Origin of the sequence: Streptomyces sp. NPDC020884, assembly GCF_044333935.1 — a bacterium.
GTDB lineage: Bacteria > Actinomycetota > Actinomycetes > Streptomycetales > Streptomycetaceae > Streptomyces.
In genome coordinates this window covers 166,642-180,117 of sequence record NZ_JBIRRY010000008.1, presented here as the reverse complement: position 1 = coordinate 180,117, position 13,476 = coordinate 166,642, and the positions used below count along the sequence as shown (strand labels likewise).

Genomic DNA, 13,476 nt, shown 5'->3' with positions numbered 1-13,476 from the left:
CCTGTGATCACCACGACGGGCCTCACGAAGGTCTACCAGTCGCGCGACCGTGAGGTCACCGCACTCGACGGCGTCGACCTGCACGTCCGCGAAGGCGAGGTGTACGGCGTCATCGGACAGAGCGGCGCCGGAAAATCCTCCCTGATCCGCTGCGTCAACCTCCTGGAACGCCCCACCTCCGGCACCGTGACGGTGGCCGGCCAGGACCTCACGGCGCTCGCCGGCCGAGGCCGGCGGGCGAGCGCGGAGCTGCGCCGGGCCCGCACCCGCATCGGCATGGTCTTCCAGCACTTCAACCTGCTGGACTCCCGCACCGTCCTGGACAACGTGGAGCTGCCGCTGGAGATCCTCGGCATCTCCGGCCAGGAGCGCACCCGCAAGGCCAAGGACCTCCTCGACCTGGTCGGCCTCGCCGAAAAGGCGAAGTCCTACCCCGGTCAGCTCTCCGGCGGCCAGAAGCAGCGCGTGGGCATAGCCCGCGCCCTGGCGGGCGACCCCCAGGTGCTGCTCTCGGACGAGGCGACCTCCGCGCTCGACCCCGAGACCACCCGCTCCATCCTCCAACTGCTGCGCGACCTCAACCGGCAGCTCGGCCTGACCGTCCTGCTCATCACCCACGAGATGGACGTCGTCAAGACCGTCTGCGACTCCGCGGCGCTCATGCAGCGCGGCCGGATCGTCGAGTCCGGGACCGTCGGCGAACTCCTCGCCACCCCCGGCTCCGAACTGGCCCACGAGCTGTTCCCCGTCGGCGGAACCGCCTCCGGCCCGGACCGCACGGTCGTCGACGTCACCTTCCAGGGGGAGTCGGCCTCCCAGCCGGTCATCTCCCAGCTCTCGCGCACGTACAACATCGACATCTCGATCCTCGGCGCCGCCATGGACACCGTCGGCGGCAAGCAGATCGGCCGGATGCGCATCGAGCTGCCGGGCCGCTTCGAGGAGAACGTCGTCCCCATCGGCTTCCTGCGCGAGCAGGGCCTCCAGGCCGAGGTCGTCGAGGACGGGACCGGCCCGAAGGCCCCCGCCGCGACCGCCGTACCGGAGCAGACGCCCGCCCCGCTCACCAAGGAGGTCGTCAAGTGACCTGGTCCGAAATGCAGCCCCTGCTGACCCAGGGCACCGTCGACACCCTCTACATGGTGCTCTGGTCGGCGCTGGTCACCGTCGCCGGCGGACTGCCGCTCGGCATCCTGCTGGTCCTCACCGACAAGGGCGGACTGCTCCGGAACACCGTGGCGAACAAGGTCATCGGCGTGATCGTGAACATCGGCCGCTCGCTGCCGTTCATCATCCTGCTGATCGCCCTGATCCCCTTCACCACCTGGGTCGTCGGCACCTTCATCGGCCCCACCGCGATGATCGTGCCGCTCGCCGTCGGCGCCATCCCGTTCTTCGCCCGGCTCGTCGAGACGGCGATCCGCGAGGTCGACCACGGGCTCGTCGAAGCGGTCCAGTCCATGGGCGGCTCCATCCCCACGATCGTCCGCAAGGTGCTCCTCCCGCAGGCCCTGCCCTCGCTCGTCTCGGGGGTCACCACCACCCTCATCGTGCTCATCGGCTACTCCGCGATGGCCGGCGCGGTCGGCGGCGAAGGGCTCGGCTCCAAGGCCGTCACCTACGGATTCCAGCGCTTCGACAACCAGTTCATGCTGATCACCGTCGCGCTGCTGATCGTCATCGTCACCGTGATCCAGCTGATCGGCGACCTCGCCGTCCGCCTGCTGGCCCGCCGCGGCCGCACCGCCTCCTGAGGCCGCCGCCCCCCGACTTCCTCTCCCCATCGAGCCCGAACTCCTTGTCCGGGCGCACCACCACCACAAGAAAGAGGCACTTTTCGTGCGCAAGAACATCAAGATCACCGCTGCCGTCGCTTCCGCCGCCGCCCTCGCCCTGGGCCTGAGCGCCTGCGGTACGGACTCCGACCCGGCCTCCAGCACCGAGACCGGCGCGAACGCCGACGCCTCCAAGGCCCTGGTCGTCGCCGCGTCCCCGACGCCGCACGCCGACATCCTGAACTTCGTCAAGAAGAACCTGGCGGAGAAGGCGGGCCTCAAGCTGGAGGTCAAGGAGTTCACGGACTACGTCCTGCCGAACACCGCCACCCAGAACGGCCAGGTCGACGCCAACTTCTTCCAGCACAAGCCCTACCTGGACGACTTCAACGCGAAGCAGAAGACCACCATCGTGCCGGTGGTCAACGTGCACCTGGAGCCGCTCGGCCTCTACTCCAAGACGGTCAAGGACCTGAAGGACATCAAGGCCGGCCAGACCATCGCCGTCCCCAACGACACCACCAACGGCGGCCGCGCCCTCCAGCTGCTCGCCGAGAACGGCCTGATCACCCTCAAGGACGGCGTCGGCACCAGCGCCAAGCTGAGTGACATCACCGACAAGAAGGGCCTGGAGTTCAAGGAGCTGGAGGCCGCCACCGTGCCCCGCGCCCTGAACGACGTGGACGCTGCGGTCATCAACGGCAACTACGCCCTGGAGGCCAAGCTCTCCCCGGCCAAGGACGCCCTCGCACTGGAGAAGGCCGAGGGCAACCCCTACGCCAACTTCCTGGCGGTCAAGGACGGCAACGAGAAGGACCCGCGCGTCGAGAAGCTCGCGAAGCTCCTCAACTCCGACGAGGTCAAGAAGTTCATCGAGGACACCTACCAGGGCTCGATCGTCCCGGCCTTCGGCGCCCCCGCCAAGTCCTGACACCCGTACGGCACTTGCCCCCGGAGCCCCGCACCTCCCCCTCGGAAGGCGCGGGGCTCCGTCGTGCCGACCCACCCATGCGCGACGCCGCCCCGATGCTGCATGCTGTGCCTTTACCCGGTCTTCGGCATGGAGCTGCGCATGACTACCACCTTTCCGTCCATCTCCATCAGCACGGACAGGTTGGTGATGCGCCCCTTCGAGATGGCCGACATCCCCGCGTACATCGAGATGATGAACGACGAGACGGTCACCGCGTGGATGGACGGGCCGAACCCGTACACCCAGGTCGACGCCGAACGCTGGGTCCGCAGGATCGCTCCTGCCGAACGCACCGCGGGCCACGGCATCGCCCTCGCCGTCACCGAATTCCTCACCCAGCGGCTCGTCGGCAGCGTCCGCCTCCTCAACACCGACTGGCGCACCCTGGCCACCGAGGTCCGCTACATCACCGCCCCCTGGGCCCGCGGCGAGGGGTACGCCACCGAATCCGTGCTCGCCATAGCCGAATGGCTCTTCCGTGATCAGGGCTTCGAACGCATCGAACTGCGCACCCCCGCCGACAACACCGCCTCCCAGCAGGTGGCCCAGAAGCTCGGCTGCATCAGCGAGGGCGTCCTGCGCAACGCCCGTATCGCCCGGACCCGGACCGAGAACGGCACCGACGGCGGCTGGACCGACATCCGCACCGACCTGATCGTCTGGGGACTCCTCCCCGAGGACCTCGAAGGGGTCGCGGAACAGCTCGCCGACGCCGGCGGCTACGGCACGTACAACGACTGGAAGTAGGGCCCGAGGCCACCCGCGGGCCCAAGGTCCGGACCAGGTAACCTCACCCCTGCCCGGCAGTGCGCGGGCAACGCCCGCTCCCTCCGACACCCCAGGAGACAGACGACGATGGCCGACCGGGTCACGGTGATCGGCTGGGACGGCTCGCCACTGACCAGAGCGGCCACGGCCGCGCTCTCGGCCGCCACGCTCGTCGCCGGCGCCGCCCACCACCTCGCCCTGCCCGAAGTGCCGCCGACCGCCGAACGCATACGGCTGGGCAGCATCGATCTCGCCGCCCGCAGGATCGCCGGCCACCGCGGCAGCGCCGTGGTCCTCGCCGACGGCGACCCCGGCTTCTTCGGCGTCGTCCGCACCCTGCGCGCCCGCGAACACGGCCTGGAGGTCGAGGTCGTCCCGGCCGTCTCCTCCGTGGCCACCGCCTTCGCCCGAGCCGGCATGCCCTGGGAGGACGCCCAGATCGTCGTCGCCCACCCCCGCACCCTGCGCCGCGCGGTCAACGTCTGCCGGGCCCACCACAAGGTCGCCGTCCTCACCTCGCCGGGCGCGGGCCCCGCCGAGCTGGCCCTCCTCCTCGACGGCGTCCACCGCACCTTCGTGATCTGCGAGGAACTGGGCACCGAACGCGAACGCGTCACCGTCCTCACCTCCGACAAGGCCGCCGACCACGCCTGGCGCGACCCCAACGTCGTCATCGTCATCGGCGGCGGCCCCGACACCACCGCCACCGGCGCCTGGATCGCCGGCCGCCAGCCCGCCTACCCGCAGGGCATACGGGGCTGGGCCCTGCCCGCCGCGGCCTACCGGGCCGCCGGGGCCGAGCGGATGCAGGAGTCCGGCGAAGGCGAGTTCCCCGGCCTGCGCGCCGCCCAGCTGGCCCGCCTCGGCCCGCGCACCGGCGACCTGGTCTGGGACATCGGCTCCGGCAGCGGCGCACTGGCCGTCGAGGCGGCCCGTTTCGGCGCGGCGGTCCTCGCCGTGGACGCCGACCCCGCCGCCTGCGCCCGCACCGAGGCCGCCGCCCGCGCCTTCGGCGTCCCCGTCCAGGTCGTCCGCGGCCGCGCCCCGCACGTTCTGGAACGGCTGCCCGAACCGGACGTCGTACGGATCGGCGGCGGGGGAGTGCCGGTGGCCACCGCGGTCGCCGACCGCCGCCCCGAACGCATCGTGACCCACGCCTCGACCCGGGACGAGGCCGAGGCCCTCGGCGGGGCCCTCACCGCCAACGGCTACACGGTCGAATGCGCGCTGCTCCAGTCCGTCGACCTGGACACCACCGCCTGGACCGAGCGCGAGAGGTCGGTCGTGTTCCTGCTGTCCGGGCGGCGTTCGGACCTCGCCCCCTGACCCGTTCGGCCCGGTACGGGAGGTAGGCTGGCCGATTGTTGTACCGCGCCCGGCCGTTCGTCGCTTCGTTCGTCAATGTCCGGAAAAGTGGACCGTTTTGGTCCGCACTGTGGTACGGCACCAACCGGGGGACGCGCAACGTGGCGCAGTCCACAGTGAGCCGTGGCGGAACAGCCTGTCGCGGTGGCGAACGGCCGCGAGAATAGGAAGCTCCGTGGGCGTTTCGTGCCGCGCGGCGAGCCCGCTCGTTCTTGATGACGAGCACCGGCGTGCCGTGGTTCGGCGTCCCGGGCGATGGGCCGAAGGAGCACTGACGATGGGCGAGGGGTACGCATGACTGACACCGGCCAGATCCCGGGCGAGGGACTGCCGGAGAACGCAGGCATGGTGGAGCAGCCGGGCATCCCCGCCCCGGACGCGTACACCTTCCGCGACCCCTCCGAGCACCACCCCGAGGACGACGACCTCCTGCTGATGCCGACCTCCCAGGGCGCCTGGAGCGACCAGCAGGCCGCCCCGGCCCCCTCGCAGGGCCAACAGGCCGCACCGGCCGCCGTGGGCCAGCTCCCCGTGCCCGAGCAGCCCGAGCAGGGTGGCCGGCAGCCCCAGCCGCAGGTTCCCGCGCAGCAGGCCCAGGCGGCCCCCGCCCCCGCGGAGACGCACGGCACGCACGAGTCCGGTGGCCGCGACTCCGGCGCCGTGGACCTCAGCGGCGTACGCATCCCGGCTCCCGCGCCGGTCGGCGCGCACGCGGCCGCCCCCGCCCGCCGCGCCCTGCACCGGGGGCCGGCCCCGGCCGATGCCCCGTCGTACGGCGGTACGCAGGGCGGCGTCGTGCGCTCGCTGGCCGACCGGGGGCCCGCCGGAGCCACCCGGACCGCGCCCGCCCGCCACGCGGGCCCGGCGACGACCGGCCCCGAGTACTTCGACGTTCCGGCCGAGGACCCCTCGACCCTGCCGGGCCCGCAGTTGGGCGAGATCCCGCCGCAGGCCGGCGCCCCGTGGGGGGCGCAGCCGGAGCCGGCGGTCGCGGAGCCGGTGGCCGCCGAGCAGCCCGCTGCCGAGGCGACCGCCGGTGAGGCGGCTCCGCAGCCGGAGCAGGCCGTCGAGGCGGAACAGCCGGTGGCTGAGTCCGTGGCGGTCGAGCCCGTGGTGGCTGAGCCCGTGGTGATCGATCCCGTGGTGGCCGAGCCTGCGGTGGTCGAGCAGGCCGCTGCCGAGGCCGAGCAGCCGGTCCAGGCGGCCGTGGCCGAGCCGGTGGCTGTGGCCCTCCCGACCGCCCTGGCCGAGGAGCCGGAGCAGTCGGAGCAGACCGCCGCCGTTGCGCAGCCCGAACCGTCCCCGCAGGCGGTCCCGGCAGAAACGGTCGTTCCCGAGCCGGCCGCCGCTCAGACGCCCCCCGCCGCACCGGTCGTCGTCCCGGAGCCCGAGGCGGCCCGGCCGGAGACTCCGGTGGAGCTCCCGGTCCAGGCCCCGGCCGATGAGGTGGCCCCACCCGAGGAGGCGCCGCAGGGCGTCACCGTGGCCCTGGAGCCCGAGGCGCAGGCCGTCGTCACCGTGCCGGCCGCTGTCCCCGAACCCCAGGCCCCGGCGCAGGCCCCGGCGGCCGTCGCGCCGGTGGCACAGCCCGAGCAGGAGCAGCCCGCCGAGCCGGCCCCGGCCGCAGTGCCGGACGAGAGCCCGGCGGCCGTGGCGGTTCCGGAGACCGTCGTGGTGGAGCCCGTGGCCGCGCCCCTCGCAGCCGAGCCCGAGCCCGTACCGCACGAGCCCGTCGCTGTGGAGCCCGCTGAGCTCGCTGAGCCCGTCGCGGCGGGAGCCGAGGGAGCGGACGCGCCGGAGCCGACGGCCGAACAGCTCCCCGCAGGGGAGCAGGAAGCCGCCCCGGTCGCCCCCGCCCCCGAGCCCGCGGGGGAGACGGCGGCGGAAGCAGCCCCGGTGGCGGCCGCCGTCCCGCTTCCCGAGGTCCCCGCGCCGGCTGCCGAGGACGGCACCGGCCCCGAGGTCATCGAGACGCCGGAGCTTCCGGAGCCGCTGGACCCCGAGCACCGGACCGCCGCTCAGCCGGCACCGGCCGAGGCAGCGCAGCCGCCCGCCGACCGGCCGGCGCAGGCCGAGGCAGCGCAGCAGATCGAGGCAGCGCAGCAGGCCGAGGTGTCGCAGGAGGTCGAGGCAGCGCAGGAGGCCGATGCGCCGCAGCAGGCCGTGACGGCCCAGCAGCCCGAGCAGCCCGCCGAGGCGTTCACCCCGCCCGCCCCCGGCTACGACGACGCCGAACGGGAAGCGGTGCTCCGGGTCATGCGCGAGCGCCGGGACATCCGCAACGGCTTCCGCAGCGACCCGATCCCCCACGAGGTCCTGCTCCGGGTGCTGGAAGCGGCGCACACCGCGCCCAGCGTCGGTCACTCGCAGCCGTGGGACTTCGTCGTCATCCGCTCGGCGGAGACCCGTCGCTCCATGCACGAACTGGCCCAGAGCCAGCGCGACGCCTACGCCAAGTCGCTGCCCAAGGGCCGGGCGAAGCAGTTCAAGGAACTGAAGATCGAGGCGATCCTCGACACCCCGGTCAACATCGTCGTGACCGCCGACCCGACCCGCGGCGGCCGCCACACCCTGGGCCGGCACACCCAGCCGCAGATGGCGCCGTACTCCTCGGCGCTCGCCGTCGAGAACCTGTGGCTCGCCGCCCGCGCCGAGGGCCTCGGCGTCGGCTGGGTCAGCTTCTTCGACGAGCGGGAGATGGTCCGCGCGCTCGGCCTGCCCGAGCACCTGGAGGTCGTGGCCTACCTGTGCGTCGGTTACGTCGACGAGTTCCCCGAGGAGCCCGAGCTGATGCAGGCGGGCTGGTCCAAGCGCCGCCCGCTGTCCTGGGTCGTCCACGAGGAGACGTACGGCCGTCGCGCGCTGCCCGGCGCCGAGCCGCACGACCTGCTCCAGGAGACGATCTCCGCGATCCGCCCGCTGGACGCGAAGGCGCTCGGCGAGGCGTGGGAGCGGCAGAAGCGGATGACGAAGCCCGCGGGGGCGCTCGGCATGCTGGAGATCATCTCCGCGCAGCTGTCCGGGCTGTCCCGGATGTGCCCGCCGCCGATCCCGGAGCCCGCGGCCGTCGCGATCTTCGCCGGTGACCACGGGGTGCACGCCCAGGGCGTCACCGCCTGGCCGCAGGAGGTCACCGCCCAGATGGTGGCGAACTTCCTGGGCGGCGGAGCCGTCTGCAACGCGTTCGCGGCCCAGGTGGGCGCGGAGGTCTGCGTCGTGGACGTCGGCGTCGCCACGGACCTGCCCGCTACCCCCGGCCTGCTGCCCCGCAAGGTGCGGCCGGGAACGGCGGACTTCACCACGGGCCCTGCGCTCAGCAGGGAAGACGTCCTCGCCGCGATCGAGGTCGGCATCGAGACCGCCCGCGACCTCGTGGCGGCGGGCAACAAGGCCCTGCTCACCGGTGAGATGGGCATCGCCAACACCACCGCGTCGGCTGCCCTGATCTGCGTGTACACCGGGAGCGACGCGTCCGAGGTGACCGGCCGGGGGACCGGCATCAACGACGAGATGCACGCCCGCAAGGTCGACGTCGTGCGCCGCGCCCTGGACCTGCACCGGCCGGACCCGGCCGACCCGATCGGCGTGCTCGCGGCGGTCGGCGGGCTGGAGCACGCGGCGATGGCCGGCTTCCTCCTCGGCGGCGCCTCCCTGCGTACGCCGGTGATCCTGGACGGCGTGAGCGCGGGCGCGGCGGCCCTGGTCGCCCGCGCGATCGCCCCCGAAGCGCTGGCCGCCTGCATCGCGGGCCACCGCAGCGCGGAGCCCGGCCATGTCGCCGCCCTCAACAAGCTGGGCCTGCGCCCGCTGGTCGACCTGGACCTGCGGCTGGGCGAGGGCACCGGCGCACTGCTGGCGCTCCCGATCGTGCAGAGCGCGGCGCGGGCGATGCACGAGGTGGCGACCTTCGACTCGGCGGGCGTGACGGAGAAGTAGGCCCCGGCTCCCGGAAGGGCAGGGGCGGGGAGGGGCGAAGGCCCCCGCAGGCGCCTCACCCCGCCCGCCCCTGGGGTCCCCGGGCGGGGCCCCACCCCGGGGACCCACCCCGGGCCCCCGGGATCCCGCCCCAGGGCCCCGCCCTCCATCACCCCGTATCGTGTTCCCCACCCGGAAACCCTCACTTTCCGCACGTCACAGCCGCTCCACCGTCGCAGCGGCACGCAACGCAGCACCCGCACGAGGAGCCCGTACCGCCATGGCCGAGCACGCAGACCACGCCGCGCACGCAGATCACCCCGCGTACCCCGTAGGACTGCGCCTGCACGGCCGCCGCGTCGTCGTCGTCGGCGGCGGACAGGTCGCGCAGCGCAGGCTGCCGCAGCTCATCGCCACCGGGGCCGTCATCACGCTCGTCTCCCCGTCCGCGACGCCCTCCGTCGAGGCGATGGCCGACGCCGGCGAGATCCGCTGGGAGCGCCGCCGCTACGAGGACGGCGACCTGGCCGACACCTGGTACACCCTCGTCGCCTCCTCCGACACCGCCGCCAACGACGCCGCATCCGCCGAGGCGGAGCGCACCCGCACCTGGTGCGTCCGGGCCGACGACGCCGAGGCCGCCACCGCCTGGACCCCGGCCACCGGCCGCAGCGAGAACGTGACCGTCGCCGTCCTCACCACCACCTCCCAGGGCCGTGACCCCCGGCACTCCGCCGCCATCCGCGACGCCATCGTCGAGGGCCTGCGCGACGGCACCCTCGCCGCCCCGCACCACCGCACCCGCGCCCCCGGCGTCGCGCTCGTCGGCGGCGGCCCCGGCGACCCGGACCTGATCACCGTGCGCGGCCGCCGCCTCCTCGCCGAGGCCGACGTGGTCATCGCCGACCGCCTCGGCCCCCGCGACCTGCTCGACGAACTGCCCCCGCACGTCGAGGTGATCGACGCGGCGAAGATCCCGTACGGGCGGTTCATGGCCCAGGAGGCGATCAACCAGGCGCTGATCGAGCACGCCAAGGCGGGCAAGTCCGTGGTCCGGCTCAAGGGCGGCGACCCGTTCGTCTTCGGCCGCGGCATGGAGGAGGCCCAGGCGCTGGCCGCCGAGGGCATCCCGTGCACGGTCGTCCCCGGGATCTCCAGCACCATCTCCGTCCCCGGAGCGGCCGGCATCCCGGTCACCCACCGAGGCGTCGCCCACGAGTTCACCGTGGTCAGCGGCCATGTCGCCCCCGAGGACCCGCGCTCGCTGGTGGACTGGGAGGCCATCGCCCGGCTGCGCGGCACCCTCGTCCTGCTGATGGCCGTCGACAAGATCGGCGCCATCGCCGCCGCTCTGATCGCCCACGGCAAGGACCCGGGCACCCCGGTCGCCCTCGTCCAGGAGGGCACCACCGCCGCCCAGCGCCGGGTCGACGCGACCCTCGCGGACGTCGGCGAGCGCGCCGTCGCCGAGGACGTACGCCCGCCCGCCGTGATCGTCATCGGCGACGTCGTCGCGGTCGGCCCGGACTCCGCACCGCCGACCGGCCAGGACCGGCCGAGTGACCAGCCGTGACGTAACCCGCGGTTACATATCTCCATCCCAGGCGTTGGCACCACACACCGGACAAGGCAGTATCACCCTGTGGCAGATCTCATCACCGTCGACGATCCCGACGACCCGCGGCTGAGCGATTACCTCGGTCTGACCGACGTCGAGCTGCGACGACGCCGCGAACCCGCCGAAGGGCTCTTCATCGCCGAGGGCGAGAAGGTGATCCGGCGCGCCCGGCAGACCGGGTACGAGATGCGCTCCATGCTGCTCTCGGCCAAGTGGGTCGACGTGATGCGCGACGTCATCGACGAGGTCCCGGCCCCGGTGTACGCCGTCGCTCCCGAGCTGGCCGAACGCGTCACCGGCTATCACGTCCACCGCGGGGCGCTCGCCTCCATGCAGCGCAAGCCGCTGCCGGTCTCCGACGAACTGCTCGCCACCGCGTGCCGGGTGGTGGTCATGGAATCGGTGAACGACCACACCAACATCGGCGCCATCTTCCGCAGCGCGGCCGCGCTCGGCATCGACGCCGTCCTGCTCTCCCCGGACTGCGCGGACCCGCTCTACCGGCGCTCGGTCAAGGTCTCCATGGGCGCCGTCTTCTCCGTCCCCTACGCCCGGCTCGAAGCCTGGCCCAAGTCGCTGGACACGGTACGGGAGGCCGGTTTCCGGCTCCTGGCCCTCACCCCCGACGCCAAGGCCACCAGCATCGACGACGCGGCCCCGCACCGTCTGGAGCGGGTGGCGCTGATGCTCGGAGCGGAGGGGGACGGACTCTCCACCCAGGCGCTGATGGCCGCCGACGAATGGGTCCGCATCCCGATGGCGCACGGCGTCGACTCGCTGAACGTGGGCGCGGCGGCCGCCGTCGCCTTCTACGCGGTGGCCACGGGACGTCCCGAGAGCTGAGCCGGGGACGGAGCCCCCGCCGGGCCCGGCGTCAGGACGACTGCGCCGGCCCCTGCGCACCCCGGGCCGCACGGCCGTCGAGGCCGCCGGGACCGTCCTGGGCCTGCGCCCGCGGTGCCCGGTCCGGCTGTTCGCTGCCGCCCAGCCCGCGCGCCGGTCCCTGGCAGCCCTGCGCCGCCGCGATGCCCAGCGCCACCAGCAGCGTCACCACGACGAACACCACCAGGCGCTGGCGCAGCAGCCGGGGATTGGCCGGCCGCCGCCCCGCCGAGGTCGTGCGGCCCCCGGAGCGCGTCCCCGGCCGGCCGTTCGTCCCGGCCGCCGGCCCCTGCCGCTTGCCCCCGGAACGCGTCGTGTCGCGCGAGGCCTGCTGCGGGCGCGAGCCACCGGAGCGCGGCGGTCCCGTACGCGCGGGCGCGCCGCGCCTGCTCGGCTGGGAGCGGGAGGCCGACGGGCCTTCCGCACGGCGGGTGTGCTGCTCGGCGTACGGATCGGCCATCCGGCCGGTCGGCCGGTCGGCATCCTGGGCGGAGCGCTGGACGGGCGGCCGGCTCTCGTGCAGACCCTGCGCCTCACGCGCCGCGATCTCCTTGAGCCGCATGGACAGTTGCAGCGTGCTCGGCCGCTCCTCCGGGTCCTTCGCCAGACAGGCGCGCACCAGCGGGGCCAGCGCGTCGTGCACATCGTGGAGCTGCGGCTCCTCGTGCACGACGCGGTACAGCATCACCTCGGAACTGCCGTGCCCGAAGGGGGAGTCGGCCATCGCCGCGTACGCCAGTGTCGCGCCGAGCGAGAAGACGTCCGTCGCGGGCGTGACCGCCGCGCCCCGCACCTGCTCGGGCGCGAGGAACCCGGGCGACCCCACCGCCGTACCGACGTGGGTGAGCGTGCTGGCCCCGGTCGCCCAGGCGATGCCGAAGTCGATGATGCGGGGGCCCTTGGGGGAGAGGAGGATGTTCGACGGCTTCAGGTCGCGGTGGACCACCCCCGCCTCGTGCACCGCCACCAGACCCTCGGAGAGCGCCGCCCCGATCGAGGCGACCTCGGCGGCGGCCAAGGGGCCCTCCTCGGCGACCTTGTCGTGCAGCGAGGGACCCGGCACGTACTGCGTCGCGAACCACGGGCGGTCCGCCTCCAGATCGGCGGCGACCAGCCGGGCCGTGCAGCCGCCGCGGATCCGCCGGGCCGCCGACACCTCGCGCGCGAACCGCGAACGGAACTCCTGATCCTCCGCCAGGTCGGGCCGGATCACCTTGAGCGCCACCCGCTGGCCGCGCCGGTCGGAGCCGAGGTAGACGACGCCCATGCCGCCCGCGCCGAGCCGTCGGTGCAGCCGGAACGAGCCGACGAGACGCGGGTCCTCGCGCCGGAGCCGCATCATCGCCATCGTCTGCCCATCCCCGCTGCCTGGTCCGCCTGACGAGGCACAGCTTACGTACCCCGCGCCCGGCGCGCTCAGAGGCCGCGCCCTCACCGGGGATTCGATTGTCCGTGCCGGGCGGGAGAGGTGAAGAGGGGTCAGCGCGCGGCGGATCCGGGCCTCTCGGCCGGCCGGTCTCCTCAAAGGGCGTCCGGGCAACGGGGATTGGCTCGGTCCGCGGACACCGGGACGCGGTCGCCGCGGGGCCGTGACCACCGCCCCGGCCCACGGGGCGGCGGTGTCCTGGGCGGTCCCCGGCGAGGGGGGCGGCCGCCCGCCGGGGGTGAGGGCGTGAGTGAAGTCACCCGGCGGGTGCTGTCGTGAGGCGGGCGGACTCCCACGGGAACAGGCGTCCGACCCGGTCCCGGCATCCCCTCCGGGATGACCCCAACCTCCGATGGTCCGTCTCCACCCAGGGGAGTACACCGATCGACGACGGCTCATCCTCCGGGAGGCCCGGGATTAGGTACGCGGGCATGACGCCCGGTGCCCGCCGCTTACCTAATGTTGAGGTCAAGCGGCGGGCGCACACTCGTCCCCCGAGGTCACACGCCCGCCGCCCCTCATCAGGTCAGGAGAGGAACCATGTCGGACACGGCAACGCGGACGATGGTCCGTATGCAGGGACGCAAGGCGTACGCCGCGTTCGGCGCCCGTTCGTCCGGCACCCGTCACCCCTTGGTGGCGACGGCGATGGTCCTTCCCCTGGCGGCCCTGCTCGTGGTCGTCTTCGGCGGCTGGGACGCGGTGGTCACACAGGCGTCGTCCGTGGCGGTGATGCTGGGGCGCTGAGCGGCGC

The 13,476-nt window shown here is 73.7% G+C and carries 10 protein-coding genes; 9 read left to right on the top strand and 1 reads right to left on the bottom strand.

Annotated elements, in window-relative coordinates:
- Positions 1-3 precede the first annotated feature (3 nt).
- From ACH4UK_RS24395 to ACH4UK_RS24360, 8 genes are all read left to right on the top strand, one after another.
- Positions 4-1,086, top strand: a complete 1,083-nt coding sequence (locus tag ACH4UK_RS24395) for a methionine ABC transporter ATP-binding protein (protein WP_398359516.1) — start codon at positions 4-6, stop codon at positions 1,084-1,086.
- Positions 1,083-1,754, top strand: coding sequence for a methionine ABC transporter permease (locus tag ACH4UK_RS24390; RefSeq protein WP_398359514.1), 672 nt, complete (start codon positions 1,083-1,085; stop codon positions 1,752-1,754). The genes ACH4UK_RS24395 and ACH4UK_RS24390 overlap by 4 nt, the downstream gene beginning before the upstream one ends.
- 85 nt (positions 1,755-1,839) lie before the next feature.
- Positions 1,840-2,706 carry a MetQ/NlpA family ABC transporter substrate-binding protein gene (locus tag ACH4UK_RS24385; protein WP_398359513.1) on the top strand — a complete coding sequence of 289 codons (867 nt, stop codon included), beginning with the start codon at positions 1,840-1,842 and terminating at the stop codon, positions 2,704-2,706.
- A gap of 102 nt (positions 2,707-2,808) precedes the next feature.
- Entirely contained in the window at positions 2,809-3,495 is a 687-nt protein-coding gene (locus ACH4UK_RS24380) for a GNAT family N-acetyltransferase (protein WP_398359511.1), read from the top strand.
- Positions 3,496-3,603: 108 nt separating this feature from the next.
- Entirely contained in the window at positions 3,604-4,842 is a 1,239-nt protein-coding gene (cbiE, locus tag ACH4UK_RS24375; protein WP_398359509.1) for a precorrin-6y C5,15-methyltransferase (decarboxylating) subunit CbiE, read from the top strand.
- A gap of 333 nt (positions 4,843-5,175) precedes the next feature.
- The gene (cobT, locus tag ACH4UK_RS24370) at positions 5,176-8,817 is read left to right on the top strand and encodes a nicotinate-nucleotide--dimethylbenzimidazole phosphoribosyltransferase (RefSeq protein WP_398359507.1); all 3,642 of its coding nucleotides are present in this window, start codon (positions 5,176-5,178) and stop codon (positions 8,815-8,817) included.
- A gap of 259 nt (positions 8,818-9,076) precedes the next feature.
- A complete protein-coding gene (gene cobA / locus ACH4UK_RS24365; protein ID WP_398359505.1) occupies positions 9,077-10,369 on the top strand; it encodes a uroporphyrinogen-III C-methyltransferase in 1,293 nt (430 codons plus the stop codon).
- Positions 10,370-10,438: 69 nt separating this feature from the next.
- Entirely contained in the window at positions 10,439-11,257 is an 819-nt protein-coding gene (locus ACH4UK_RS24360; RefSeq protein WP_398359504.1) for a TrmH family RNA methyltransferase, read from the top strand.
- Between the two features lie 31 nt (positions 11,258-11,288).
- Here the strand turns inward: ACH4UK_RS24360 and ACH4UK_RS24355 are convergent, their stop codons facing one another.
- The gene (locus ACH4UK_RS24355; protein ID WP_398359502.1) at positions 11,289-12,644 is read right to left on the bottom strand and encodes a serine/threonine-protein kinase; all 1,356 of its coding nucleotides are present in this window, start codon (positions 12,642-12,644) and stop codon (positions 11,289-11,291) included.
- Between the two features lie 618 nt (positions 12,645-13,262).
- On the opposite strand from ACH4UK_RS24355, the gene ACH4UK_RS24350 reads away from it, so the two are divergent.
- Complete coding sequence (locus ACH4UK_RS24350; RefSeq protein WP_398359500.1) at positions 13,263-13,469, top strand: hypothetical protein; 207 nt, start codon at positions 13,263-13,265, stop codon at positions 13,467-13,469.
- The last annotated feature ends 7 nt before the right edge of the window (positions 13,470-13,476 follow it).

Excerpts from the sequence above, each read along its gene's own strand:
- ACH4UK_RS24380 (WP_398359511.1), top strand. The coding sequence starts at position 2,809 with ATGCTGTGCCTTTACCCGGTCTTCGGCATGGAGCTGCGCATGACTACC.
- cobT (WP_398359507.1), top strand. The coding sequence starts at position 5,176 with ATGACTGACACCGGCCAGATCCCGGGCGAGGGACTGCCGGAGAACGCA.
- ACH4UK_RS24350 (WP_398359500.1), top strand. The coding sequence starts at position 13,263 with ATGTCGGACACGGCAACGCGGACGATGGTCCGTATGCAGGGACGCAAG.
- ACH4UK_RS24355 (WP_398359502.1), bottom strand. The coding sequence starts at position 12,644 with ATGGCGATGATGCGGCTCCGGCGCGAGGACCCGCGTCTCGTCGGCTCG.
- cobA (WP_398359505.1), top strand. The coding sequence starts at position 9,077 with ATGGCCGAGCACGCAGACCACGCCGCGCACGCAGATCACCCCGCGTAC.
- cbiE (WP_398359509.1), top strand. The coding sequence starts at position 3,604 with ATGGCCGACCGGGTCACGGTGATCGGCTGGGACGGCTCGCCACTGACC.